Origin of the sequence: Roseovarius faecimaris (assembly GCF_009762325.1) — a bacterium.
Taxonomy (GTDB): Bacteria; Pseudomonadota; Alphaproteobacteria; order Rhodobacterales; family Rhodobacteraceae; genus Roseovarius; species Roseovarius faecimaris.
This window is the reverse complement of record NZ_CP034348.1, coordinates 2872594-2897472: the sequence shown is the minus strand read 5'-3', so window position 1 is coordinate 2897472 and position 24879 is coordinate 2872594. Positions and strand designations below refer to the sequence as shown.

General features: G+C 63.2%; 33 protein-coding genes. 22 read left to right on the top strand and 11 right to left on the bottom strand.

All coding sequences use genetic code 11. The features are described from left to right. Positions 1–68: 68 nt before the first annotated feature. The 5 genes from def (EI983_RS14645) to EI983_RS14625 all read left to right on the top strand — a co-directional run bounded on the left by def (EI983_RS14645) (position 69) and on the right by EI983_RS14625 (position 2579). Entirely contained in the window at positions 69–587 is a 519-nt protein-coding gene (gene def, locus EI983_RS14645; protein ID WP_157708103.1) for a peptide deformylase, read from the top strand. Positions 588–593: 6 nt separating this feature from the next. Then, positions 594–1091 (top strand): peptide deformylase, encoded by a 498-nt coding sequence (def, locus tag EI983_RS14640; RefSeq protein WP_157708102.1) that lies wholly within the window; start codon positions 594–596, stop codon positions 1089–1091. A gap of 76 nt (positions 1092–1167) precedes the next feature. Beyond that, positions 1168–2076, top strand: a complete 909-nt coding sequence (fmt, locus tag EI983_RS14635; protein ID WP_157708101.1) for a methionyl-tRNA formyltransferase — start codon at positions 1168–1170, stop codon at positions 2074–2076. A gap of 13 nt (positions 2077–2089) precedes the next feature. Continuing rightward, complete coding sequence (locus tag EI983_RS14630) at positions 2090–2332, top strand: hypothetical protein (protein WP_157708100.1); 243 nt, start codon at positions 2090–2092, stop codon at positions 2330–2332. 10 nt (positions 2333–2342) lie between these two features. Continuing rightward, the gene (locus EI983_RS14625; protein WP_157708099.1) at positions 2343–2579 is read left to right on the top strand and encodes a GlsB/YeaQ/YmgE family stress response membrane protein; all 237 of its coding nucleotides are present in this window, start codon (positions 2343–2345) and stop codon (positions 2577–2579) included. Positions 2580–2863: 284 nt separating this feature from the next. Here EI983_RS14625 and EI983_RS14620 read toward each other — a convergent pair whose 3' ends face one another. The 7 genes from EI983_RS14620 to EI983_RS14590 all read right to left on the bottom strand — a co-directional run bounded on the left by EI983_RS14620 (position 2864) and on the right by EI983_RS14590 (position 7370). Then, positions 2864–3484, bottom strand: a complete 621-nt coding sequence (locus tag EI983_RS14620; RefSeq protein WP_157708098.1) for a trimeric intracellular cation channel family protein — start codon at positions 3482–3484, stop codon at positions 2864–2866. Further along, positions 3481–3945 carry a ribonuclease HI gene (gene rnhA / locus EI983_RS14615; RefSeq protein ID WP_157708097.1) on the bottom strand — a complete coding sequence of 155 codons (465 nt, stop codon included), beginning with the start codon at positions 3943–3945 and terminating at the stop codon, positions 3481–3483. Before rnhA ends, EI983_RS14620 begins: the two co-directional genes overlap by 4 nt. Next, positions 3938–4531 (bottom strand): class I SAM-dependent DNA methyltransferase, encoded by a 594-nt coding sequence (locus EI983_RS14610; RefSeq protein WP_157708096.1) that lies wholly within the window; start codon positions 4529–4531, stop codon positions 3938–3940. Before EI983_RS14610 ends, rnhA begins: the two co-directional genes overlap by 8 nt. Then, a complete protein-coding gene (locus EI983_RS14605) occupies positions 4528–5139 on the bottom strand; it encodes a LysE family translocator (RefSeq protein WP_157708095.1) in 612 nt (203 codons plus the stop codon). The genes EI983_RS14610 and EI983_RS14605 overlap by 4 nt, the downstream gene beginning before the upstream one ends. 132 nt (positions 5140–5271) lie before the next feature. Next, complete coding sequence (locus EI983_RS14600) at positions 5272–5733, bottom strand: DUF3429 domain-containing protein (RefSeq protein WP_157708094.1); 462 nt, start codon at positions 5731–5733, stop codon at positions 5272–5274. Beyond that, the gene (gene ispH, locus EI983_RS14595) at positions 5730–6680 is read right to left on the bottom strand and encodes a 4-hydroxy-3-methylbut-2-enyl diphosphate reductase (RefSeq protein WP_157708093.1); all 951 of its coding nucleotides are present in this window, start codon (positions 6678–6680) and stop codon (positions 5730–5732) included. Before ispH ends, EI983_RS14600 begins: the two co-directional genes overlap by 4 nt. 117 nt (positions 6681–6797) lie before the next feature. Beyond that, positions 6798–7370, bottom strand: a complete 573-nt coding sequence (locus EI983_RS14590) for a LabA-like NYN domain-containing protein (protein ID WP_157708092.1) — start codon at positions 7368–7370, stop codon at positions 6798–6800. A 139-nt stretch (positions 7371–7509) separates the two neighbouring features. Here EI983_RS14590 and folK point away from each other — a divergent pair, with 139 nt between their 5' ends. The 14 genes from folK to EI983_RS14520 all read left to right on the top strand — a co-directional run bounded on the left by folK (position 7510) and on the right by EI983_RS14520 (position 18347). Continuing rightward, positions 7510–8079 carry a 2-amino-4-hydroxy-6-hydroxymethyldihydropteridine diphosphokinase gene (gene folK / locus EI983_RS14585; RefSeq protein WP_157708091.1) on the top strand — a complete coding sequence of 190 codons (570 nt, stop codon included), beginning with the start codon at positions 7510–7512 and terminating at the stop codon, positions 8077–8079. Positions 8080–8189: 110 nt separating this feature from the next. Beyond that, entirely contained in the window at positions 8190–8549 is a 360-nt protein-coding gene (gene rpoZ / locus EI983_RS14580) for a DNA-directed RNA polymerase subunit omega (protein WP_157708090.1), read from the top strand. Between the two features lie 200 nt (positions 8550–8749). Continuing rightward, positions 8750–10891, top strand: a complete 2142-nt coding sequence (locus EI983_RS14575) for a RelA/SpoT family protein (protein WP_157708089.1) — start codon at positions 8750–8752, stop codon at positions 10889–10891. A 12-nt stretch (positions 10892–10903) separates the two neighbouring features. Then, complete coding sequence (locus EI983_RS14570; protein WP_157708088.1) at positions 10904–11560, top strand: DUF2062 domain-containing protein; 657 nt, start codon at positions 10904–10906, stop codon at positions 11558–11560. Between the two features lie 67 nt (positions 11561–11627). Then, entirely contained in the window at positions 11628–12236 is a 609-nt protein-coding gene (cobO, locus tag EI983_RS14565) for a cob(I)yrinic acid a,c-diamide adenosyltransferase (protein ID WP_157708087.1), read from the top strand. Positions 12237–12307: 71 nt separating this feature from the next. Then, positions 12308–13072, top strand: coding sequence for a pyridoxine 5'-phosphate synthase (locus tag EI983_RS14560; RefSeq protein WP_157708086.1), 765 nt, complete (start codon positions 12308–12310; stop codon positions 13070–13072). Beyond that, positions 13069–13506 carry an ABZJ_00895 family protein gene (locus tag EI983_RS14555; RefSeq protein ID WP_157708085.1) on the top strand — a complete coding sequence of 146 codons (438 nt, stop codon included), beginning with the start codon at positions 13069–13071 and terminating at the stop codon, positions 13504–13506. The genes EI983_RS14560 and EI983_RS14555 overlap by 4 nt, the downstream gene beginning before the upstream one ends. After that, positions 13503–13940 carry a hypothetical protein gene (locus tag EI983_RS14550; RefSeq protein ID WP_157708084.1) on the top strand — a complete coding sequence of 146 codons (438 nt, stop codon included), beginning with the start codon at positions 13503–13505 and terminating at the stop codon, positions 13938–13940. The genes EI983_RS14555 and EI983_RS14550 overlap by 4 nt, the downstream gene beginning before the upstream one ends. A gap of 86 nt (positions 13941–14026) precedes the next feature. Continuing rightward, positions 14027–14449: a holo-ACP synthase gene (gene acpS / locus EI983_RS14545; RefSeq protein ID WP_157708083.1), complete on the top strand. Its 423-nt coding sequence runs from the start codon at positions 14027–14029 to the stop codon at positions 14447–14449. A gap of 59 nt (positions 14450–14508) precedes the next feature. After that, positions 14509–15345, top strand: coding sequence for a signal peptidase I (gene lepB, locus EI983_RS14540; RefSeq protein WP_157708082.1), 837 nt, complete (start codon positions 14509–14511; stop codon positions 15343–15345). After that, entirely contained in the window at positions 15342–16373 is a 1032-nt protein-coding gene (gene lepB / locus EI983_RS14535) for a signal peptidase I (protein WP_157708081.1), read from the top strand. The genes lepB (EI983_RS14540) and lepB (EI983_RS14535) overlap by 4 nt, the downstream gene beginning before the upstream one ends. Further along, positions 16370–17053, top strand: coding sequence for a ribonuclease III (gene rnc, locus EI983_RS14530; RefSeq protein WP_157708080.1), 684 nt, complete (start codon positions 16370–16372; stop codon positions 17051–17053). Before lepB (EI983_RS14535) ends, rnc begins: the two co-directional genes overlap by 4 nt. Positions 17054–17066: 13 nt before the next feature. Beyond that, on the top strand, positions 17067–17972 hold the full coding sequence (gene era, locus EI983_RS14525; protein WP_157708079.1) for a GTPase Era: 906 nt from the start codon (positions 17067–17069) through the stop codon (positions 17970–17972). Positions 17973–18014: 42 nt separating this feature from the next. Then, positions 18015–18347 (top strand): DUF1491 family protein, encoded by a 333-nt coding sequence (locus EI983_RS14520; RefSeq protein WP_157708078.1) that lies wholly within the window; start codon positions 18015–18017, stop codon positions 18345–18347. 33 nt (positions 18348–18380) lie between these two features. On the opposite strand, the gene EI983_RS14515 is transcribed toward EI983_RS14520, so the two are convergent. After that, positions 18381–20936, bottom strand: coding sequence for a vWA domain-containing protein (locus EI983_RS14515; protein WP_157708077.1), 2556 nt, complete (start codon positions 20934–20936; stop codon positions 18381–18383). Positions 20937–21102: 166 nt separating this feature from the next. On the opposite strand from EI983_RS14515, the gene recO reads away from it, so the two are divergent. Next, a complete protein-coding gene (recO, locus tag EI983_RS14510; protein WP_157709109.1) occupies positions 21103–21831 on the top strand; it encodes a DNA repair protein RecO in 729 nt (242 codons plus the stop codon). Here the strand turns inward: recO and EI983_RS14505 are convergent. Together EI983_RS14505 and EI983_RS14500 are read right to left on the bottom strand one after the other, a co-directional pair. Beyond that, a complete protein-coding gene (locus EI983_RS14505; RefSeq protein ID WP_157708076.1) occupies positions 21815–22213 on the bottom strand; it encodes an META domain-containing protein in 399 nt (132 codons plus the stop codon). The two genes, recO and EI983_RS14505, sit on opposite strands and share 17 nt — an antisense overlap. Then, complete coding sequence (locus EI983_RS14500; protein ID WP_157708075.1) at positions 22210–22728, bottom strand: TetR/AcrR family transcriptional regulator; 519 nt, start codon at positions 22726–22728, stop codon at positions 22210–22212. The genes EI983_RS14505 and EI983_RS14500 overlap by 4 nt, the downstream gene beginning before the upstream one ends. Positions 22729–22852: 124 nt before the next feature. Here EI983_RS14500 and fosX point away from each other — a divergent pair, with 124 nt between their 5' ends. Continuing rightward, positions 22853–23269: a FosX/FosE/FosI family fosfomycin resistance hydrolase gene (gene fosX / locus EI983_RS14495; protein ID WP_157708074.1), complete on the top strand. Its 417-nt coding sequence runs from the start codon at positions 22853–22855 to the stop codon at positions 23267–23269. Then, positions 23266–24114 (top strand): DMT family transporter, encoded by an 849-nt coding sequence (locus EI983_RS14490; RefSeq protein ID WP_157708073.1) that lies wholly within the window; start codon positions 23266–23268, stop codon positions 24112–24114. The genes fosX and EI983_RS14490 overlap by 4 nt, the downstream gene beginning before the upstream one ends. Here the strand turns inward: EI983_RS14490 and EI983_RS14485 are convergent. Then, complete coding sequence (locus EI983_RS14485) at positions 24111–24800, bottom strand: DUF1045 domain-containing protein (RefSeq protein WP_157708072.1); 690 nt, start codon at positions 24798–24800, stop codon at positions 24111–24113. The genes EI983_RS14490 and EI983_RS14485 overlap by 4 nt on opposite strands. Positions 24801–24879 lie beyond the last annotated feature (79 nt).

Here is a 24879-nt window from a genome sequence, read left to right as displayed (position 1 = left end):
GCTAGCGGAATGCGGCGCGGGTTCAAGAGCCGTTGCAGTGCGCGCGCATTGGTCCTAAATGAAGCGCCATGAAACGGCCTATTCTCATTCACCCCGATCCGCGCCTGAAAAAGGTTTGCGCGCCCGTGGCGGATATTTCCGACGCGCTGCGCGAGCTGGCCGACGACATGCTGGAGACGATGTATGACGCGCCCGGCATCGGCCTGGCTGCGCCGCAAATTGGTGTGCTCGACCGCCTGATCGTGATGGATTGCGTGAAAGGCGAAGGCGAGCCGCCCCAGCCGATGGTGCTCTTCAACCCGGAGGTGGTGGCGTCCTCAGATGAAAAGAACGTCTATGAAGAGGGCTGTCTTTCGATCCCGGATCAGTTTGCAGATGTGACCCGGCCGAAAGAGGTCGAGGTGGCCTGGATCGACCGGGACGGAAACCCCCGGCAACAGGTGTTCGACGGGCTTTGGGCCACCTGTGTGCAGCACGAGATCGATCACCTGAACGGCAAGCTTTTCATCGACTATCTGGGGCCCATGAAGCGGCAGCTGATCACCCGGCGGATGCAAAAGCTCAAGCGCGAACAGGCGCGGGCCTGACCGCGGATGGCGGTGCGGCGGTGCCTGCCCTGGCCGGACAAGCGGCTGCGGAGCGCGGCGGCGGATGTAGACGCGGTCACCGGTGAGACCCGCGCGATCTGGCAGGACATGATCGACACGATGGAGGCGATGCCCGGTGTGGGGCTGGCAGCGGTTCAGATCGGAGTGATGCAGCGGCTGGCGGTGGTGGATGCGTCTGCAGAGCGCGGGCAGGCGGTGCGCATGGCCAACCCGGAGGTGCTGCACGCCAGTATCGAGCTGCGCGAACATGAGGAAGCCAGCCCGAATCTGCCCGGTGTGTCTGCGACCATCAAGCGCCCGCGCGCGGTGACGGTGCGATTTCTGAATGCAGAGGGCGAGGTGGAAGAGCGCGATTTCGTCGGGCTCTGGGCCACCAGCGTGCAGCATCAGATCGACCATCTGCGGGGCAGGATGTATTTCGACCGGCTGAGCAAGGTGAAGCGCGATATGCTGTTGCGCAAGGCGCGGAAGATCGGTGCGTGAGATCACGCACCCTACCAATAAAGGCAGGATGTAGGGTGTGTGTTTACACGCACCACCCCGCCGGAGGAGAGAGACAATGCGCGTGATCTTCATGGGAAGCCCCGAGTTCTCGGTGCCGGTGCTCGATGCGCTGGTCGAGGCGGGTCATGAGATTGCCGCGGTCTATTGCCAGCCGCCGCGCCCGGCCGGCCGGGGCAAGAAGGACCGGCCCACCCCGGTTCAGGCGCGGGCCGAGGCGCTGGGCTTGCCAGTACGCCATCCGACCAGTCTGAAAGATCCGGGTGCGCAAGAGGCCTTCGCGGATGTGAAGGCGGATATTGCCGTGGTCGTGGCCTACGGGCTTCTGCTGCCGCAAGCGGTACTGGATGCGCCAAGACATGGCTGCGTCAATATCCATGCCTCGCTTCTGCCGCGCTGGCGCGGCGCGGCACCCATTCACCGCGCAATCATGGCGGGCGATGCCGAGACCGGCGTGTGCATCATGCAGATGGAAGCCGGGCTCGATACCGGCCCGGTGCTGTGGCGCGAGGCCACTCCGATCGGCGCGGAGGAGACGACAGGGCAGTTGCATGACCGCCTTTCGGAGATGGGCGCGCGTCTGATCGTCGAGGCGCTGGAGCGGCTGGAGACGCTGACGCCCGAGCCACAGCCGCAGGAAGGCGTGACCTATGCGGCCAAGATCGAAAAGGCGGAGGCGCGGATCGACTGGGCCTGGCGCGCGGAGGAGGTGGACCGGCAGATCCGAGGCCTGTCGCCGTTTCCAGGCGCATGGTGCGAGGCCGATGGCCAGCGGATCAAGCTTCTGGCCTCGCGGATGGCGCAGGGTTGCGGCGCGCCGGGGCAGATTCTGGATGAGGCGCTCAACGTGGCCTGCGGGCGCGGTGCGGTGCGGCTTTTGCGCTTGCAACGGGCAGGCGGCAAGGCGCAGGATGCCCAAGAGTTCCTGCGCGGCATGCCGCTGCTGAAGGGGACGCGACTGACATGAAGGATATGCGCTGATGTTTATGGTGCTCTTTGGCACGGTCGTGATTGCGGGCATCGTTGGCTATGTCAGCGAAAAGACCGGGTTCACGCGCAATGGGTACCTGCCTTCCATCATCATTTGCGTGGGGGGTGCGTTCCTGTTTTACTTCGTGCGGATCATGTTCGGCGTGAAGTTCGGCGCACCTGGTCTGGATGCGATCATCTCATCGGTGGGGGCGCTGATCATCGTGCCGACCCATTGGCGCGGACGCGGATAAGGAGAAGGCGATGCATGTTATTGTGCTGATTATCATCGGGGCCGCGGCCGGATTTCTGGCGACGCGGATGATGAAGATCGAGGCCGGAATCCTGCCGACCATCGCGATCGGGATCGCCGGAGCCATCGTGGGCGGGCTGGTGTTGCAGGTGCTGCTTACGGTGATGGGGGCGCTTGCGGGCTTTGTCGGGGCCGTTCTGGGCGCGCTGGTTCTGATCTGGCTCTGGCAGACATACGTGAAGAAATAGGCGCCTACGGCAGGGCCGTTTCACAAAAAGCGGCCGGGTCAAAGGTGACCCGGCCGCGCCCTGTTGGACTTATCTTATTGGACCGTTGCACCCAGGGAGGAGGAGGAATGGGGCGCGGGTCGCTTCGAAGTAACCCCAGTTTGCTGCATTGCGGCGTTAGCGCAAGGGGGAATGGGTGATTTCACAAAAATTTCTTATATATCAATGCCAATTGCCGAAAACCTGATCATTCCTGCGATATCTGATCAAGCATTGTGCGCGCTTTTGCTGCGCCTGCGAAATGCTTAGTTTTTCGGCGGTCGTGCCTTGTAAACCGGCAAACGCCAGCCAAAGAGCAGGGAGCCTGCGCGCATCGCCCAGGTCACGCCGGCACAGGCAAGCAGGGCCGGTCCGGGGGCAATGAGTGTGCTCAGGATGACCCCTGCCAGCGCACCCGCGAAAGCGGCCGAGACATAAAGCTCGCCCTGTCGCAGCACCAGAGGCACCTCGCCCACCACCACATCACGCATCAATCCGCCCATGCAGCCGGTCACGACACCCATCAGCACAACGATCAGCGCAGGCTGGTGCATCTGGATTGCCGCCCCGACCCCGGCGGGCACTGCCACGGCCAGTGCGAAACTGTCGAGCCAGAGCAGCCAGCGATAGCGGCTCTCGACCAGATGTGCGGTGAAAAAGATGAGCAATGCAGCAGCGCAGGCGATGAGGATGTAATTCGGGTTGCCCATCCAGAAGAGCGGGTTTCGGTCGAGCATTACATCGCGCAATGTGCCGCCGCCCACCGCCGTGAGGCAGGCGATAAAGGCAAAGCCCACGATATCGAGCTGGGCGCGTGACGCAACCAGCGCGCCGGTGAGGGCGAAAATCGCAACAGAGGCATAATCCAGAAACGACAGCAGGCTCATGTGTCCTTGCCCGGCTTGAAGGGGGCCATGCCCGCACGGGCAAGTTCGTCGGCGCGTTCGTTCTCGGGGTGGCCCGCATGGCCCTTGACCCATTCCCAGGTGACGTTGTGGCGGGCCTGGGCCTCGTCGAGCCTTTGCCAGAGCTCCACGTTCTTGACCGGTTTCTTGTTGGATGTTTTCCAGCCATTGCGCTTCCAGCCGTGAATCCAGCCGGTGACGCCGTTCTTCACATAGGCGCTGTCGGTGACGATGGTGATGGCGCTGGCACGCTCCAGCACTTCCAGGGCGTTGATCGCGGCCAGAAGCTCCATTCGGTTGTTGGTGGTCTCGGGCTCGCCGCCTGAGAGTTCACGCTCTTTCAGGATCCTCTCGCCCTCCATGGCGCGCATCAGCACGCCCCAGCCCCCCGGGCCGGGATTGCCGGAACAGGCCCCGTCGGTATAGGCGAAAAGTTCAGCCATGAGCGGCGATGCAGACCCAGGGAGCGGGCTCACCGCTCAGTCCCGGCTCGTTGCCACGGGTGGAGGAGAAGGGCTTGAACCCGGCAGCGGTCAGCAGGTCGCAGAGCTCTTCCTCGGTGTAATAGGCATAGAAACGGCCAATGCTGTCGCGGTGCTCGCCGCTGCCGGTTTTCATGCCGATGTGAAACAGCCCGCCCGGTTTGAGGGCCGCGCGCAGGCGGGCCAGGTGGCCCGGCATGTCCGCTTTGGGGGCATGCAGCAGGCTGAAATTGGCCCAGATGCCATCGTAAAGATCGGTGCCCGTGATGTCGTCAAATGTGGCCAGCCGAGCCATGACACCGGGATTGGCCGCGGCGCGTTCAACCATCTCCGGCACGGCGTCGGTGGCCTCAACGGTGAGGCCTGATTGCGCCATTACCGCGGCGGACACGCCCGGCCCGCAGCCCAGATCGAGCACATGCGCGCCCTTGGGTAGCCCGCCGATAAAGGCGGCGAGGATCGGGCTTTCGGCCTCTTTCTCGACCATCTTCAGATAGTCGTCGGCGCGTGCGGCATAGACGCTTAGGGTTTCATCGTCTCTGCTCATGCTTTCTCCAGTGCCAGGCGCGCGGCGAGGGCGGCGAAGATAGCCGCGAAACTGCGGTTGAGCCAGCGCATGATGCGGGCGGAGCCAAGGATATGGGTGCGCGCGGCGGCGGCGAAGATGCCATAGAGGACGAAGACGCCGAAGGTCATGGCCATGAAGACCGCGCCCATTGCGATCATCTCGGCGCTGGCCGTGGCCGGATTGCCCGACAGGAAAGGCGGCAGCAGAGCGAGGAAGAAGATCGAGAGTTTTGGGTTGAGCACGTTGATCAGCGCGCCGCGCCGGGCGGTGATCCAGCCATTTTCCACCCGCTTGTCGGGCTTGACCGAGAGCGCCCCGTCCGAGCTGAGCGCCGACCAGGCCAGATAGAGCAGATATGCGACACCCGCGAATTTCACCAACTGGAACAGCAGGGCCGAGGCGTGGAGCACTGCCGCGAGGCCGAGCATCGCAGCGGTAAGATGCGGCACAATCCCGATTGTACATCCGAAGGCTGCCCAGATCGCCGCGCGGTGACCCTGGCCGAGGCCGATGGCCAGCGTATAGATCACGCCCGTGCCCGGGGCGATGACGACAACAAAGGCGGTGATCAGGAATTGCAGAGTCATCTGTCGGCCCCTCAGGAGTGTTTCGGGAGTGAGGCCATAGCGAGCCGGTGAAGTCAACCGGCAGGCCGCTGTGGCGAGAGGCGGATTTAGCGTGCCGCGGACGAAGCCGGGTCACGGCCCTTTGTGCGGGTGTCAGTAATGCGCGTAGGCGATGAGCAAAAGGCAGGCGACCATGCCCGCCGTCAGCATGATCCGCAGCGGCATCCACCAGTCCGGGGTGAGGCCCTGCCGCGAGAACAGCCGGTCGATGAAGAGCACCAGCACAAAGCCGATGGCAAGCTTGACCGCCACTTCATGCACCCCGCCAATGACAAAGAAGAAGGCATAGAGCGCAGGCAGGACCGACAGCACATAGCCAGTGCCCGCCGTGGCCGCGTTTGAGCGCGCGGCAAACCCCCAGAGCACGCCCGACATGAAGGCAAGGATGATCTCGGCATAGCGCAGGGTGGCGTAGGGGGCGAGAAACCAGTCATTGCCCCAGACTTCGGTGAAGCTTCGGACGAAGGGCAGGTATGTCTCGCCGACGCCCCAGACCATCGGCAACAGCCCGGCAAGGCCGAGCCAGAGCGCGGTGCGCGGGATGTTTCTGGTCATGCCAGTTCGCGCAGGACGCGCGGCACTTTGAAATGCACGGATTCGCTAGCTGTCTCGACCTCTTCGACACGCACCTCATAACGCTCGGCGAGGGCGGCGATGACCTCGTCCACCAGCACCTCGGGGGCCGAGGCACCGGCGGTGACGCCGATGGAGCCGATCCCTTCAAGTGCGCGCCAGTCGATCTCGGTCGCGCGTTGGACAAGCTGGGCATAGGCGCAGCCGGCCTTGGCCCCGACTTCCACGAGGCGGCGCGAGTTGGAGGAATTGGGCGCACCGACCACGAGCATGGCTTCCGCCTTTGTGGCAATCGCCTTGACCGCTTCCTGCCGGTTGGTGGTGGCGTAGCAGATATCTTCCTTGTGCGGGCCGCGGATGGCCGGGAAGCGCGCCTGCAGGGCCGCGACGATATCGGCGGTATCGTCAACCGAAAGGGTCGTCTGCGTGACAAAGGCCAGCTGCGCCTCGTCGCGCACGGCAAGCCCGGCGACATCCTCGACCGTCTCGACCAGAAGCACCTCGCCTTCGGGCAACTGGCCCATCGTGCCAATGGTCTCGGGGTGGCCGTCATGGCCGATCATGACGATCTGGAGACCGTTTTCATGGTGCCGTTCGGCCTCGATATGCACCTTGGAGACCAAAGGACAGGTGGCATCGACATAGATCATCTCGCGGCTGGCGGCCTCGGCGGGGACCGATTTTGGCACGCCGTGGGCCGAAAAGATCACAGGACGGTCATCGGGGCATTCGTCCAGCTCTTCGACGAAGACGGCGCCTTTGTTCTTCAGGTCGTCCACGACGAATTTGTTATGCACGATCTCATGGCGCACAAAGACCGGGGCGCCCCATTTCTCGAGGGCCAGTTCGACAATCTTGATGGCGCGGTCCACCCCGGCGCAGAACCCGCGCGGGGCAGCGAGATAGACGGTGAGGGGCGGTTTGGTCATGGGTCGGGCTCCTGCTTGCCCCGATAGGTAGGGGCAAACTGGTGCCGGGTCCAGCCCTTGCCGGTACGATGCGTCTCTGCGAAATCGAAAACCGGGGCGCGATGGCCCCGGTTCCGCTCAGTCCTGACGCTCGTAGGCGTTTTCGCGTTCGGGCAACGGGTCGCGCGGCGGCCGGCCGATCACCTCTTTGAGGTCTTCGAGCTCGATGAAATTGTCCGCCTGGCGGCGCAGTTCATCGGAGATCATCGGCGGCTGACTGCGGATGGTCGAGACGACGGAGACGCGCACGCCCTGCCGCTGCAGGCTCTCCACCAGCGGGCGGAAATCGCCATCGCCGGAGAACAAAACGATATGGTCGACCCGGGGCGCGAGTTCCATCGCGTCCACGGCTAGTTCGATATCCATATTGCCCTTCACCTTACGGCGGCCCTGGCTGTCGGTGTATTCCTTGGCCGGTTTGGTCACCATCGAAAAGCCGTTGTAATTCAGCCAATCCACCAGCGGCCGAATGGGCGAATACTCGTCATTTTCCAGAAGCGCCGTGTAGTAGAACGCACGAAGAAGTTTGCCGCGACGCATGAACTCGGAGCGCAGAAGTTTGTAATCAATGTCGAACCCGAGCGATTTCGCCGCCGCGTACAAATTCGAGCCATCGATGAACAGCGCAAGCCGTTCGTCTTTGTAAAACATACAAAAGTCCTTCCGATCGACAGGGTCAGCCCGTGGGTTTAATGTCGTGAGTGGTCAAAAAATAGGCAGACCCGACACGTGAAACTAGGTATTTCTAGCAGATGCGCAACAGTTTGTAGCCCATGCAAAAGGATAGGTTATGGTCACATCCGGTCAAGAATACCTGATCGCTCTCGGCGGAAACCTGCGGTCTGAACTGGGGGTGCCGCAGCAAACGCTGCGCGCAGCCTTGGCGCGACTTGAGCAGATTGGCGTGCAACTCAAGGCTGTTAGCGCCTTTTACCGGACGCCCTGCTTTCCGCCAGGGGCGGGGCCGGACTATGTGAATGCGGCGGCGAAGATCGGGTATGACGGTGACCCGAAAGAGGTGTTGGACCTTTTGCACACGGTCGAAGCCGGCCTGGGGCGCGAGCGCGTGGAACGCTGGGGCCGACGGACGCTGGACCTTGATCTGATTGCCGCGGGGTCGCGCGTTCTGCCGGACGAGGCGACCCATGAACGCTGGCGCAACCTGCCGCCCGAGCGCCAGGTCGAGGCGACGCCGGACGAGTTGATTCTGCCCCATCCGCGTTTGCAGGACAGGGCTTTCGTGCTGGTGCCCCTGGCGGATGTGGCACCGGACTGGGTGCATCCGGTGCTTGGTCTGACAGTGGCGGAAATGGTGGCCGGGCTGCCTGATGAGGACGTGTCGGACGTGGTCGCTCTCTGAGCTGCCCGGGCAGGTGTTTCGCCCTGTCCGGACCGACATATTCGGGGGTTGTAAATCCGCCCCTTTGCCCTTAGATACGGGGCTTCTTTCCTAACCTGCCCGGAGTTCCCATGGCCCGCGTAACCACCGAAGATTGCGTCGACAAGGTTCCCAACCGTTTTGATCTGGTGATGCTTGCCGCGCACCGCGCCCGCGAAATCTCGGCTGGCTCGCCCATTACCGTGGACCGCGACAATGACAAGAACCCGGTCGTTGCCCTGCGCGAGATCGCGGAAGAGACCCAGTCGGCAGAAGAGCTGCGCGAGCGTCTGATCGAATCGAATCAGACCCAGATCGAAGTAGACGAACCCGAAGAGGACAGCATGGCGCTGCTCATGGGGGGCGGCAGCGAGATGGACAAGCCGGCCGATGACGACATGTCGGAAGAGAAGCTTCTGCGTGCATTGATGGAAGCGCAAGGCGAGGGCTGAGCCCGGGTCTGAGGCCCCGCTTTCCCGGTATGGTTGCAAAATCGGCATGCTGGTTGGTGAATATCGCCAGAAACGCCCATCTTTGCGTCATGACTGCTTGCAAAAAGGGGCCATACCTGCACCTTCGGAGATGTACCGAAACCCAAGAGGCCCTGTGCGCCCAGCCCGGGGCCTTTTCCTATTGATGGACCGATGCGCGGATGATCCCTGTTGATGACCTCCTACAACTGGTCCGCGCCTACAACCCCAAGACCGAAGAGGCGCTGATCCGCCACGCCTATGACTATGGCCTTGCGATGCATGAAGGCCAGTTTCGTCATTCGGGTGAACCCTATTTCAGTCACCCGGTCGCTGTGGCCGCGATCCTGGCCGAGCAGAGGCTGGACGATGCCACGATCATCACCGCGCTGCTGCATGACACGATCGAGGATACGGGCGCGTCCTATGCCACCGTTGCCGAGAAATTCGGTGGAGAGATCGCGGACCTGGTGGATGGGGTCACCAAGCTGACCAACCTTCAACTGAGTTCGACCGAAACCCAGCAGGCCGAGAATTTCCGCAAGCTGTTCATGGCGATGTCCAAGGATCTGCGGGTGATTCTGGTGAAACTGGCTGACCGCTTGCACAACATGCGCACGATCCGCGCCATGCGTCCGGAAAAGCAGGCGCAAAAGGCACGCGAGACGATGGACATCTTCGCGCCGCTGGCGGGCCGGATGGGGATGCAGTGGATGCGCGAGGAGCTGGAAGACCTTGCGTTTCGTGTTCTCAACCCCGAAGCGCGGGCCTCGATCATCCGGCGTTTCCTGACGCTGCAAAAGGCGTCGGATGATGTGATCGGACGGATCACGTCGGATATGCGCACCGAGTTCGACAAGGCGGGGATCCGGGCCGAGGTGTTGGGGCGCGCCAAGAAGCCCTATTCGATCTGGCGCAAGATGCAGGAGAAAGAAATCGGCTTCTCGCGCCTGTCGGATATCTACGGCTTTCGCATCATCACCCAGAGCGAAATGGATTGCTACACGGCGCTGGGCGTGATTCACCAGCGCTGGGCAGCGGTGCCGGGGCGGTTCAAGGATTACATCAGTCAGCCCAAATCCAACGGCTATCGCTCCATTCACACCACGGTTTCGGGGCGCGATGGCAAGCGGGTGGAGGTGCAAATCCGCACCCAGGCCATGCATGACGTGGCCGAGACCGGCGTGGCGGCGCACTGGTCCTATCGTGACGGCGTACGGGCCAAGAACCCCTTTGCCGTGGACCCCGCGCGCTGGATCGCCAGCCTGACCGAGCAGTTCGATGCCGAGGAGGATCATGCCGAATTCCTCGAAGCAGTGAAGCTGGAGATGTATGCCGACAAGGTGTTCTGCTTCACCCCCAAGGGCGAGGTGGTCAAGCTGCCGCGCGGGGCGACGCCGATTGATTTCGCCTATGCCATTCACACCCGCATCGGCCATGCCACGGTTGGCGCCAAGATCGACGGGATGCGCGTGCCGCTCTGGACCCGGATCAAGAACGGACAGTCGGTCGAGGTGATCACCGCCGACGGTCAGATACCGCAATCGACCTGGCTTGATATGGCGGTGACCGGCAAGGCGCGCTCGGCCATCCGCCGGGCGCTGCGCGAGATTGACCGCGACCGGTTCATCAAACTGGGGCGCGAACTGGCCCGGGCGGCCTTCGAACATGTCGGCAAGAAAGCCACCGACAAGGCGCTGGAAACTGCGGCCCGTCATTTGCGGCTGAGCACGGCGGAGGACATCCTGGCGCGGCTGGGCAGTGCAGAGCTAACCTCGCGGCAGGTGTTGCAGGCGGTTTACCCCGAGCTTGCGCCGGACGAGGGCGAGGAAGTGGGCCGCGACGGGGCGGTGATCGGACTTGCCGCCGATCAGAGCTTTGAGCGCGCGCGTTGCTGCCAGCCCCTGCCGGGTGAGCGTATCGTGGGGATCACCTATCGTGGGCGCGGCGTGGTTGTGCACGCGATCGATTGCGACAGATTGTCCGACTACAACGATCAGCCGCAGCGCTGGCTGGACCTGCATTGGCATGAAGGCAAGCATCCGGCGACCTCGGACGTGACGCTTGATATCACGATGAGCAACGATGCCGGGGTGCTGGGACGTATTTGCACCTTGATTGGCGAACAGAAGGCCAATATCTCGGACCTGACATTCGTTGACCGTAAACCGGATTTTTATCGCCTTCTGCTCGATGTGGAACTGCGCGATGCCGAACATCTTCACAGCGTTATTTCGGCGCTTGAGGCGGAAAGCGATGTTGCCGCCATCGAGCGCCTGCGCGATCCGTCGCGCGCCATGGGCGCCCAGCAGACAGCACTATAGGAGCCTTCCCGCGTGGTCTTCAAACGCCGAGACAGACGGCCTTGGTACAAAGCCATTGCAGACTTCGTCTGGCCCAAGGGCGGCTGGGCGCGGGGGTTTCACTATATCAAGCACCGGTTGCGCCGCCTGCCGGATCCGCCGCACCGGATTGCCCGGGGTATCTTTGCCGGAATCTTCGTGACGTTCTCGCCGCTTTTCGGGCTGCATTTCCTGCTGGCGGCGATGGTTGCCTGGCTGATGCGCGGCAATATCGTGGCCTCGCTTCTGGCGACGTTTTTCGGCAACCCGCTGACCTTTGTGCCCATCGGGGCGATGTCGCTCAATACCGGGTATTTTCTTCTGGGCCTCAACAAGCTGAGCGAAGAAGAAGTGCAGCGGTCCCTTGGCGGCAAGTTCGTGGATGCCGGCGAGGACCTGTGGCACAATTTCACGGCCATTTTCACCCATGACAAGATGGACTGGAGCCATCTGGCCGTTTTTTATGACGAGGTGTTCCTGCCTTATCTTGTGGGCGGCCTCATCCCCGGCGCAATCTTCGGCCTGGGGGGTTATTATATCTCGTTGCCACTGATCAAGGCCTATCAGAATCGCCGCAAAGGGGCGATCAAGGCCAAGCTCGCCGCGCTCAAGGAAAAGACTGCGAAGGCGAAGCCAAAAAGCACCGACTGACCGGTTTGCATTGACGCAAGGGCAGCACGGCCTAGGGTCGGGGTTCTGCCAACAGGAGAGACGCGCCATGGACGATATCAACGCCCGCCACAATGAAAAGATGCGCAAGATCAAGGCTGCGCGCGACGAGTTGATGAAGACCAAGAAAGAGAAAAAGGGTCTCATCATCGTGCATACGGGCGACGGCAAGGGCAAATCCTCTTCGGGGTTTGGCATGATCATGCGGTGTATCGGGCATGGCATCCCATGCGCTGTCGTGCAGTTCATCAAGGGCAACTGGCAAACCGGCGAAAAGAAATTCCTGCGCGACCGCTTTGCTGAAGAGTGCCGGTTCTTTGTCTCCGGCGAAGGCTTCACCTGGGAAACCCAGGACCGCGAGCGCGACATTGCAGCGGCAGAGAATGGATGGCAGATCGCCAAGGAGCAGATCCTTGACCCTGAAATCAAATTCGTCCTGCTCGATGAGATCAATATCGCATTGCGCTATGATTACCTCGATATCGATGAGGTGGTCGATTTTCTGCTGACGCAGAAACCCGCGATGACCCATGTCTGCCTGACCGGACGCGACGCCAAGCCCGAGCTTCTGGCCGCCGCCGATCTGGTCACCGAAATGACGCTGAAAAAGCATCCGTTCGAGGATGGGGTCGTCGCCCAGCGCGGGGTGGAATTCTGAGCCTCGACGCATCGGTTGCGGGAGGGGTGGCAAAGGCACTAGACTGGTGCGGTCTGCAAAGGAGCTGAATTATGTCAGGGAAACTGCGCCTTGGGGTGAATATCGACCACGTGGCGACCGTGCGCAATGCGCGTGGCGGGGCCTATCCCGATCCGGTCAGGGCCGCCAAGCTGGCCGAAGAGGCGGGGGCCGACGGGATCACCGCGCATCTGCGCGAGGACCGGCGTCATATTACGGATGCAGATATCGACGGGCTGATGCAGGCGCTTTCGGTGCCGCTCAACTTCGAGATGGCCGCAACCGAGGAAATGCAGCGGATTGCCCTGCGCCACAAGCCGCACGCGGTCTGCATCGTGCCGGAAAAGCGCGAGGAGCGCACCACCGAAGGCGGGCTGGAAGTGGCGCGCGAGGAGAACCGGCTGGCGCATTTCATTGCCCCCCTGCGCGAAGCTGGCTGCCGGGTGTCGATTTTCATTGCCGCCGACAAGCGCCAGATCGAAGCGGCGCACCGGATCGGGGCCGAGGTGATCGAGCTGCATACCGGCGCCTATTGCGACGCCCATGCCGAAGGCCGATTTGAGGAGCGCGACCGCGAATATGCGGCATTGAAGGAAATGGCGCAGTTTGCCCATTCGCTGGGGCTGGAGGTGCATGCGGGTCACGGGCTGACCTATGATTGCGTGCAGCCGATCGCGGCCTTCCCGCAGGTGATGGAGCTCAATATCGGGCATTTCCTGATTGGTGAGGCAATCTTCATGGGTCTGGAGCCCGCCATCCGTCACATGCGCAGTCTGATGGACGAGGCGCGCGGCCCGGAATACCGGTCAGCCATATGAATTACATCCGCTACGGATTGGTCTTTCTGGTGGTCGCCCTTGGCGCGGCGCTGGCGGTCCGGGCGCTCAACACCAATCTTGATACGGTCCTTGGTTCCTCGGCGCAGCTGATGGTGCCTGCGATGATCGCTGCCCTGATCGAAGGTCAGCAATTCGCCAAGGCGCAGAAACGCAAGCCCGACAGCAGCGAGATCTGGGGTTTCACATGGATTGCCACCGGGGTGGCCGTGGTGCTTAACGTGGCGCTGGCCTATGGCGCGAGCGGGTTCGCGCCGGAGTTTGACAAGCTTGCCATTGCGCCCCTCCTGGGCCAGCAATTCCTGATCCTTCTGGGGCTCTATGCGGGCGGATATCTGATCTGCAATCGCTTCTTTGCGGGGCTGGGCGCGGGCAATCAGCTCAGCCTGATGCGCAATCGGGGAGAGGCGGAATGAGGGTGCTTGCCCTCCTTCTCGCGGGTCTCGCCGCTCCGGTCGCGGCGCAAGAGGTGCGGCCATGCGACTGGATCGCGCGGGCCGATGCCATTGTCGAGCCGTGGGAGGCACATAGCCGGACCTTTGCCAATGGTGCGGTGCGACTGGCCCTTTTGGACGTGATCGAGCCCGCGGCGGGCGCGTTTCACCTGCTGATCCTGTCGCCGCCCTATGATGAGGTGGGCGGGCGGCAATGCCGGACCCTGGGACTGGGGCAGGGGATGGGCTTTGCCCAGGCGGATTTCACAAGCCTGACGGCGGGCTATGACCCGGCGGTCGGCCTGATCTTCGGCATGGAGGTCGGCGTGATGGGGACAGGCGGTAATGTTGTTCCGCGAAGCCTGGGTTTCACTCTCAACCAGGCCACCGGCGCCATCGCGACGGCGCTTCAATAGGGGCTGGGCTTGAGACAGATGCGTGCGCCTTCCCTCCACTTCCGCGCGATCCGACGCGATAGCGGCCTGACCAGACGGGTGGCCCGATGATCCTCGGTATCGGTACGGACCTGGCCAATATCGAGCGCATTGCCGGGACGCTGGAACGGTTTGGCGACCGGTTCCGCAACCGGGTCTTCACCGAGGTCGAACAGGCCAAGGCCGAGCGCCGGGCAGACACGCCCGGCACCTATGCCAAGCGCTGGGCCGCTAAGGAGGCGTGTTCCAAGGCGCTGGGCACCGGGCTCAGGATGGGGATTTCCTGGAAGGACATGGCGGTGAGCAATCTGCGCTCCGGCCAGCCCGTCATGCATGTGACCGGATGGGCCGCCGAGCGGTTGGCGGAGATGACGCCGGAGGGCCATGAGGCAATCATCCATGTCACGCTCACAGACGATCACCCCTGGGCGCAGGCTTTCGTCGTGATCGAAGCCCGCCCAATTGCCCCGCGCGCGGACGCCACGGCTTGACACCCCCCAAGCCACCCCTCATGTAACCCCGAACCCATCGACGATAAGCGGAGTGATGCATGTCATCGGACGTCAAGAAAAGCAGTGCCATCTGGGAGACGATCAAAACGGTCTTCTGGGCGCTCGTGATCGCCGGCATTTTCCGCACGATCCTGTTTCAGCCCTTCTGGATCCCCTCGGGGTCGATGAAAGACACGCTGCTGATTGGTGATTTTCTCTTCGTCAACAAGTTCGTCTATGGCTACTCCTATGCCTCTTGTCCGTCGGTCCGCATCCAGCGGCTGGGCATCGACATTGATGCCAAGGATATCTGTGGCTGGATGGACGGCGACAACACCCGGATCATGGGGGGCGAGCCCGAGCGTGGCGATATCATCGTTTTCCGGCATCCGGTGAACGGCTCGGATTTCATCAAGCGCGTGATCGGCCTGCCGGGCGATACCGTGCAGATGAAGGACGGTGTGCTTCACCTCAACGGCGAAGCGGTGAAGGTGGAGGATGCCGGCACGTTCGAAGAGGAATTCGCCGCCCAGGGACCGATGCAACGGCGCCCGCGTTGTGAAAACGGCGTGGTGGGTGAGGGGGCCGCGTGCCTCAAGTCGCGCCATCGGGAAACCTTGCCCGGCGGGCGTAGCTATGTGACCCTGAACATCACCACGCAGCGTTCGGATTCAACCGGTGTCTTTACCGTGCCGGAGGGGCATTACTTCTTCATGGGTGACAACCGTGACAATTCAACCGACAGCCGCTTTCCCCAGACCGTGGGCGGGGTTGGGTTCGTCCCCTATGAAAACCTGATCGGGCGGGCCGGGCGGGTGATCTTTTCCTCCTCGGGGCGCTCGATGCTGTTTTTCTGGACCTGGCGGGGCGACCGCTTCTTCAAGGGGCTTGAGTGAACACGCCCGCGCGCAATAGCACCGCCTCCAACCTGATCCGGCGCGGTTTCGACTGGTCAGGCACCACCGGGCGCTTGCCCTATATCCTCGTCAGTGTTGCCGCAATTGGCCTTGCGTCCCTGATCCCGGTCACGCGCAACTTCTCCGGGGGCAATACAGCGGTTTTCGTTGCGCTGACGATGATCTTCCCGATCTGGCTAGGACATACCCGCCGCCGCCTGCGGGACGTGGGCTGGTCGGGCTGGTTGATGTGGGTGGCGATCCTGCCGGTCGTCGGGCTGATCCTGACCATCCTGCTCGCTTTCAAGCCGGGTGGAGACCTCACCGCCGCCGCCGATAAAGGCTATTCGCGGCTTGGCTTCGCGGTGTCGCTGGCCTTTGGCGCGATGCTGCTTTCCCGGGCCTTCTGGGCCCCTTACTGGATTCCGGCCGGGTCGATGAAGCCTACGCTGCTGGTGGGTGATTTCATTGCGGTGATCCCGGTAAATCAGCCCGAGCGCGGCGATATTCTGGTGTTTCGTGAACCCAATCGCGATGCGGAGTTCATCAAGCGGCTGATCGGAATGCCGGGTGATGTCGTCGAGCTGCGCGACGGGGTCGTCTTTCTGAACGGAGCCGCGCTACCCCAGGACAGGCCGCGTGAGTTTGTCGAGGCCTTCGCGCCGCAAGGGTCGCTGCGGATCATGCCGCGATGCCTCAATGAGCCGAACGAAAACGAGGCATGCATCAAGACGCAACTGACCGAGGCGCTGCCCGGGGGTCGCCGCTATGACGTGCTGGATATCAGCCCGCATGCCACGGACAATATCGCGCCGGTCACGATTCCCGACGGGTATTACTATTTCATCGGGGATCACCGGGACAACTCGGCCGACTCGCGGCTGCCGCATACCGCCGGAGGGCTGGGAATGATCCCGCGAGACGAGCTTGTCGGCAAAGTGGCGCTGGTGCTTTTCTCTTCGTCAGGCACGCATCTGCTCAAGGCCTGGACCTGGCGCAAGGGCCGGTTTCTGAAAGGGGTGCAATGAAGCTCTCGGCGGATCTCAAGGCATTCGAAACGCGGCTTGGCCACAGCTTTGCCGACCCGGAACTGCTGCTGCGAGCGGTCACACATGCGTCCATGTCCTCGGCCACGCGGGGCGATAACCAGCGCTTGGAGTTTCTTGGTGACCGGGTGCTTGGGCTGGTGATGGCCGAGGCGCTTCTCGAAGTGGATCCGGAGGCGAGCGAGGGCCAGCTGGCTCCGAGGTTCAATGCGCTGGTGCGCAAGGAGACCTGCGCCGAGGTTGCCCGCGAGATCGACCTTGGCAAGGTGCTGAAGCTCGGCCGGTCCGAGATGATGTCGGGCGGGCGGCGCAAACAGGCGCTGCTTGGCGATGCGATGGAAGCGGTGATAGCCGCCGTCTATCGCGATGCGGGCTTTGCGGCGGCGCGCGATCTGGTGCGGCGGCTCTGGGGCGCGCGGGTGCATAATGTGCAGGACGACGCGCGCGACGCCAAGACGGCGCTTCAGGAATGGGCGCAGGCGCGCGGGCTGCCGCCGCCTGACTACGTGGAAACGGCGCGCACGGGCCCGGATCATGCGCCGCAATTCACCATTCGGGCGCGGCTCTCCAGCGGGCTGTCGGCGATGGCGACGGCAGGCTCGAAACGGCAGGCCGAGCAAGCGGCGGCGCGCGCCCTGCTTGACCAGACCGTAGACGATTGAGACGGAGACGAACATGACCACACGCGCAGGCTTCATCGCTCTGATCGGAGAGCCCAACGCCGGAAAATCCACGCTGCTGAACCGGATGGTGGGCGCGAAGGTGTCGATCGTGACCCACAAGGTTCAGACCACTCGCGCGCGCATCCGCGGTGTGGCGCTGGAGGGTGAGTCGCAGCTTGTGTTCGTGGACACGCCCGGGCTTTTCAAACCGCGCCGCAGGCTGGACCGCGCGATGGTCGCCGCGGCTTGGGGCGGTGCGGCGGATGCGGATGTGATCGTCCTTCTGGTGGAGGCGCATCGCGGCATCACCGAGGGCGTGGAGCGCATCCTGGAGGGGCTTGCCGACGTCACCAAGGGCCGCAAGGTGGCGCTTGCCATCAACAAGATCGACCGGGTGCAGGCCGAGGAATTGCTGGGCCTGACAAAGGCTCTGAACGAGCGGTTCGAGTTTGCCGAGACCTTCATGATCTCCGCCGAAAAAGGCCACGGCGTCGATGCGCTGCGCACTTGGCTTGAGGCAGAGCTGCCCGAGGGGCCGTGGCTCTATCCCGAGGATCAGATCGCCGATCTGCCGCTCAGGATGATCGCTGCCGAGATAACCCGCGAAAAGCTGACCCTGCGCCTGCATCAGGAACTGCCCTATCAGCTGACCGTCGAGACCGAGAACTGGGAAGAGCGCAAGGACGGATCCGCGCGTATCGACCAGGTGATCTATGTCACGCGCGACGGCCACAAGGGCATCGTGCTGGGCAAGAAGGGCGAGACAGTGAAAGCCGTCAGCACCGCCGCGCGCGCCGAGCTGGAAGAATTCCTGGGTCGGCGCATCCATCTTTTCCTGCAGGTGAAAGTGCGTCCCGGCTGGCTGGATGAGGCGGAGCGCTATACCGAGATGGGGCTTGATTTCAAAGATGCGACCTAGCCCTTTCATTGTTCCCCAAATACTCAAAATGGAGGTGCGCCGATGGCGCGACTGACCTCCGAATTCTGGGTGCAGGCCTATCTCACCCGCCTGCGGCTTCAGGATATCCCGGCCTTTGTCACCGCGCATGGGGATGATACGGCGGGCGCGGTTCTGGTGAAGCTCAACACGCTCGACGGGCAGGCCACGGCGTTTCAGCGCAGCTTTGATCTGATGTCAGAGGCGCGCAACTGGGCCGAGCTCGCCACTGGGGAGGAGCGGGAGGTGGATGCGGCCATCGACCGGCAAAAGAGTTTTGACCCCGATCTCTGGGTGATCGAGGTCGAGGACCGCGCCGGGCGGCACCTGCTTGACGAGCAGGGGCTGAGCGATTGACCGCAAACTGGGCTGCCCGCCCACCCTGCAAAGTCATTCGATCGTGATGACCTGACGCGCCAGCACGGCCTGGTTGCTGACATCAAGGAACCTGAGTTCGTAGGTCCCCGGCTGGTCAGGCATCTGCATCTGCACCGGCGGACCCTCGGAGGTCTTGACCGCCCGGATCCAGGTAAAGATCGCCTGATCGGGGTTGGCGATGGTGATCCGCTGATCGGCGCTGTCGCTGTCCACGCTCCAGCCGATCTCGACCATAGCGCCCGGTGCTGCGCTTTCCGGTGCGCTCAGGCTGGCCCCGGCATTCAGCGCGGCATCGGCGGCCAGAACTTCGACCGTCCTGCGTGCCAGAACACGATTGTTGGCATGGAGCATGTACCGAAGCTCGTAGAGCCCGGTGGCATCGGGCGATTTCATGTCATTCTGCGTCTTGTCGCGCACCTGGAAATAGCTTCCGAAGGCGTCTTCGTCGCTGCCCATGGGGACAAGGTTGATATAGTCGCGCGCCCCCACCGTGCCGGACCAGCTGACGCGGAGTTTGTCGCCCAGGCGGAGTTGGTCGGCGGCCTCCAGAGTGACGTCGGCTTGCTTGGCCTCGATCATCTGGCTTGCCATTGTCCTTGATCCTTCACGCAGCACGTAGCGGAGCTCGTAAAGGCCGGGATCGCCCGGCAGTTGCAGATTGAGCTCGGATTTGTCGCGCACCAGCTGATAGCTGCCGAACGCCCCCTCATCCGCCCCGGCGGGCACGATATTGATATAGTCGTTTTCCGAAACTGTCCCGGTCCAGCTTACGCGGATATCCGCACCCGCGATGGCTGTGGCCGGGCCGCTGACCGTGACCTCGGGAAAGGTGATTTCGATAGGGTGCGTGGCCAGCGTCTTGGACCCTTGCCGCAGAACATAGCGCAGCTCATACATCCCTGTTTCGGCGGGCATGCGCAGCGCGCCTTCGCTCTTGTCGCGGACAAGGATATAGTTGCCAAACGCGCCCTCGTCGGCCCCCATCGGCACCACGGTGATATAGTCATCCTGCGCCACGGCGCCGGACCAGCGTACATCTATCTCGGCTCCGGTGACGGCGCTTGCAGGGCCCGTGAGCGTCACCTGCGCGTCGGTCACTTCGATGGCCGCGCTTGCCATGGTCTTGTTGCCCTCGCGCAGGATATACCGCAGCTCGTACATGCCGGGCTCTGCGGGGGCCTTGAGATCGCGCTCGGTCCTGTCGCGAACGGTCTGATAATTGCCATAGCTGCCCTCATCGGCCCCGAGGGGGACAATGGTCACATAATCATCCTCGTGTACGGCTCCGGTATAGCTGACGGTGAAGGGCTGCCCGGTCTGAACCGAGGCCGGGCCCGAGATCGTCACCTCGGCCAGCGTGACCTCTACGGATGTGCGCGCCATGGTTTTGTTGCCTTCGCGCAGAATGTAGCGGACTTCGTAAAGGCCGGGCTCTGCCGGGGCCCTGAGCGTGCGTTCGCTCTTGTCGCGCACGGTCTGATAGTTGCCATAGCTGCGCTCGTCGGCGCCTACGGGCACGATGGTGACATAGTCATCCTTGTTCACCGCGCCGGTATAGCTGACCTCGAATGCGGCGCCGGTGATGACCCCTTCGGGGGCGGAGATGGTGATCTCGGGCTCAACGATCTCGATCGGCGCCGCGCCGAGCGTCGCGGTCGTGCTGCGGTCGACATAGCGCAACTCATAAAGACCCGCATCGGCGGGGGCGCGCAGACTGCCTTCGGTCTTGTCGCGGGTTACGGTGTAATTGCCATAGGTGCCATCCTCTGACCCGGCGGGCACGATGCTCACATAGTCATCCTTTCCCAGAACCGGGCTCCAGCTTACAGCGAAATCCGATCCGGTGATGGCCGTTTCTGGCCCGGTGACCGTCACCTCAGGCAATTCCGGTTCCGGCTCGGGCTCGGGTTCGACAACCGGTTCGGGGTCCGGTGTCCGGGCGACGGCGGTGCCGACCGCGCTCAGGGCCGCGCCCAGTTCCTCGGCATTCGAGGCGGAGAGGAACTGCCCCCCGGTTTTCTCGGCGATGCAGGAAAGTGAGGCGGTATCCTCGTCGCCGCCAAGGCCAAAGCCGACCACATGCGCGGTAAACTCCACACCGCGCTGTTCCAGCGCTTCGGCCAGGGCGCAGGGATCGCGTTCGCAGCTTTCCAGCCCGTCAGAGATCAGCACGACCGTGGCGGGCCGGTCCGTGTAAGACAGCGCGATGGCGGCCTGCTCTACTGCATCGGTCAACGGTGTCTTGCCGGTGGGGGTGATGGCGTTGATCCGTGCCAGTATGTCCCTGCGGTTGTCCGCCCCGGGTTCGACCAGGGTCTGGATATCGCTGCAATCGCCCCGGCGGCGGTGGCCATAGGCCATGAGGCCGACATCGCGCTCCGCAGTCCAGTCGCCCAGAAGGTTGTCCATCACATTGCGGGCGATCTCGATCTTGGCCACCCCGTCGATCTGTCCCCACATGGAATTGGACCCGTCAAACACCACCATGACATTTTCACCGGCCTGCGCCGCGGGGCCAAGGCCGCAGGCAAAAAAGGCGGCAAAGAGGGTGTGTTTCAATCGGGTCATGGGGGGCCTCGCAATCAGGTTTGTCAAATCTGGGCACAGTCAAACATATGGCGGAGGGGTTTGTCACCATCGGGATCTGCAACTTGGGCGCCGCGTGTGCGGCTTGGGCTTGGCAAGCGGTGCGCGCTGGTGTGAGATGCACGCAACAGAGGGAACAGTTCTGTCGATGGAATGGCGCGATCAGGGGATATTGCTTGCGGCCCGCTCCCACGGCGAGACCTCGGCCATTATCGAGGTGTTCACGCCGGAGCGGGGGCGGCATGCAGGCGTGGTGCGGGGCGGGGCCTCGCGCAAACTTGCCCCTGTCCTGCAGCCGGGAGCGCAGCTCGATCTGGCGTGGCGGGCGCGGCTGGAGGAGCATATCGGCACCTTTCAGGCCGAACCGCTGCGCTCACGCGCCGCGGCGTCGCTGGGTGACCGTCTGTCGCTTGCGGGCCTGAACGCGGTGACGGCGCTTCTGCTCTTTGCACTGCCCGAGCGCGAAGCGCACCCGCGCCTCTACCGGCGCACCGAGACATTGCTTGATCTGCTGGGGCAGGCTGAGCTCTGGCCTCTGGCCTATCTCAACTGGGAGTTGGCCCTTCTCGAAGAGATGGGCTTTGGCTTGGATCTGAGCGCCTGCGCGGTGAACGGGGCCAAGGCGAACGATCTGAGCTACATCTCGCCGCGCACCGGGCGGGCGGTATCGCGCGCTGGGGCAGGTGACTGGGCGGACCGGCTGCTGCCCCTGCCGCCCTGTCTTTTGGGTCAGGGACCGGCCCCGGATGAGGAGATTGCCGAGGGTTTGCGCGTGACCGGGCATTTCCTGCATACCCAGCTTGCGCCCGAGCTTGGACACAAACCACTGCCCGAAGCACGGCAGCGCTTTGTCGATCAGTTCATGAAGCGGCTTTGAACACCATCTGCCGACCGGCATCGTTGCTCAGGATCATCGTGTCGCCCAGCACCTCAACGAGGCTCATCTCGCTGAGCGCGGTGAGAAAGGCGGTTTCGGCCTTCAGCGCGGGGCAAGCCCTGCGTGTCGAGGCGACCGGGCCTGTCGTGAACCAGGGATAAGGGGCCGATTGCGTGGCGGTGAAGCTGTTGCAAGGCGCCTGACCGCTGATTTGCCCCGGCTCGGGGAAGGTGAGCGTTGCAGTGGCCTGGAACGCGTCGCCGTCGAGGCTTTGAAGGTGCCAGATCTTGTCGGCCCCGCCATAGGCTGTCACGGTTTCATCCGCCCGGCACCCCGCCAGGGCAAGAACCGTGAGCAGAACGGCAAGTGCCGAGCGTATCATCGCAGCGCCAGCACCAGATCAACCAGTGTTCCCATGGCGTCGGGGCCTGGCGCGTCGCTTTCCATTCCCCGCATTCCCAGCGCAGTGGCATAAAGGATCCGGGCCATTTCCGGGTTGCCAATGCCGACCTGGGCCAGCAAATCCTCCAGAAGCTCCAACCGCGCCATATCGAGGCGCTTCAGGGCGGCCTTGGCCTGTGCGTTGCTGCGGCCCCAGGCGCGAATCGCGGGTTCCGAGTGGTCCGCCGTGGCCAGCGCCTGAGCGAGCTCTCGGAGCTGTATGACAGCGCTGCCGGAGGGCAGGGCTGGTTGTGCCGCGGCTTCCCAACGTCCGAGCAGTGCGCGGTGAAAGTCGGGCACATCCTTGAAATGCCAGTAGAAAGAGCCCTTTGTGGTGCCCAGACGCCGCGCCAGCGGCTCCGCCTTCAGCGCCTCGGGCCCGTGCTCGGCCAGGGCGTCGAGGCCGGCGTCGATCCAGGTATCTTGGGTGAGGCGGGGTTTGGCGAGGCTGCTCATGGGCTCGTCTTATGCCTGTGCCGAAGGCCCGACAATCCCCCGTTTTGCCACAGGCAAAGCTTTGCCATGGTCAAGGCCGGACTGTTGCCTCTATGGTGAGCGCCAAGCCTAAAGAGAGGGCGTCATGAGCGTGGGCCTGTCGCATATTACCCTGATCACCGCCGATCTCGATCGAATGCAGGCGCTTGTCGAAACGGTGCTGAAAGGCCGTTGCGTGTATGACAGCGGCAAAGACACGTTCTCACTTTCCGAGGAACGGTTTTTTCTGGTGGGGGACATCTGGCTGGCCACGATGAAGGGCGCGCCTTTGACAGAGCGCAGCTATAACCACATCGCTTTTCAGATCGACGAAGACGAGTTTGATGATCGCCAGACACGCATTCTGTCGCTAGGGCTGGAGCTGCGCCCGCCGCGTCCACGGGTCGAAGGCGAGGGGCGGTCCCTGTATTTCTACGGACCGGACAATCACCTGTTCGAGCTGCATACCGGCACGCTCGAGCAGCGACTCAGGCGCTATGCGGAAGGGCGGCGAGCAACATGAGCACCACGGTTTTTCTCATCGTTCTGCTGGCGGCCTTGCTGCATGCGACCTGGAACGCGCTGGTCAAGGGTGGGGCGGACAAGACCGTGTCGATGACGGCGGTGGTGCTGGGTCAGGGTCTGGCCGGGCTGCTTTGTATCGCCGCGGGCGCGCCGCTGCCCGATCCTGGCTGCTGGCCGTGGCTTGTTAGTGGGGTGGTTTTGCATATCGGCTATCAGGTGTTTCTCGTCGCGGCATACGAGCGCGGGGATATGACCCAGGTCTATCCCATCGCCCGGGGTGTGGCCCCGCTGATCGTGGCTGGAGTTTCGGCGCTTTTGCTGGGGGCGAGCTTCAGCGGGCTGGAGATGCTGTCCATCGCCATGATCGCCATCGGGATCGCCAGTATCAGCCTTGTACGCAGCACGGACGGGCTTTTTCAGGGGCAGGCTGCCGGGTTGGCGCTGGCGACGGGGGTGTTCATCGCCGCATATTCCATGGTCGATGGCATTGGCGCGCGGATCGCGGGGACGGCGCTTGGGTTTTATGCCTGGCTCGCCTGGATCAACGCCATCTGTTACGCCGCCATGTGTGGCATGATCCGGCCGCGCGTGCTTGCTCCTGCGGTGCGCAACTGGCGTATCCTGGTGCTGGGCGGAGGGGCGTCCTTCGTGGCCTATTCGCTGGTCGTCTATGCGTTCACTCAGGCGCCGATCGCGCTTGTCACCGCCTTGCGCGAGACCAGCATTGTCTTTGCGCTGCTGATCGGTGTGGTGGTCCTGAAGGAGCCGCTGAACCTGATCAAGGTGCTTGCCACCGCGATGACGCTTTCCGGCGCGGCGCTTCTGCGTTTTGCCAAGGGTTAAGCCGGTTGGCAGCCAAGGGCGAAACGCTCGATCAGATGAAAGCGTCCCTCCGCGTCTTCGCCCATGAGCGACAGGTGATCGACTGACCACTGTGCGGGCAGGAGCGGTGCGAGACGCGCCTCCAGCAGCGCACGGATCGCGGGCAGATCGCGCTTGGGCAATCTGGATGTCAGTGTGATGTGAAAACGGAAAGCATCGCGCACATAAGGATACCCCCAGCGGCGCAGAAGCGCCTCTTGCGCCGGGCTCAGCCCCTTGGCGAGGTGGTGCTGCAGATCGGCCTGGGACAGAGGCGCGCGGAACGGGTCGCAAAGCTCAAGCGCGGCGGAGGCAAAAAGCCGCAATGCCGGGCTGTCTTTTTCGGGGGTCAGGGCAAGGAAACGCCCGAGCTGGGTGATCCTGAGGCCGGTGGTGCAGATCGGCTCGTGAGTGGCGCAGAAGTGCTTTACGGCCGCGTGCAGGGCCGGGAGCCCGGTGTCGGGTGAGGCAGGAAAGAAGGGCGGAACAATGGTGCCATGCAACCCGTAGCGGCGGGGTGCCGCGGTGATCTCCGACAGCGGTTGCGGCAACGCGGGCAGGTCGCTCAGCTCAGCCTCCAGCCATGCCTGCGCGACCCGTGCCCACGGCGCGCCGTCAGGCGTGACGTAGAGGGCATATCGCTTGTATGTCCTGGCAGCGGCTGCCATCCTGCAGGCTCCGGTGAAAAGCGGTTGCGCCTCGTCGTCTTGACACATCGCACCGCTCACGCCAATGCCGTTTCACCAC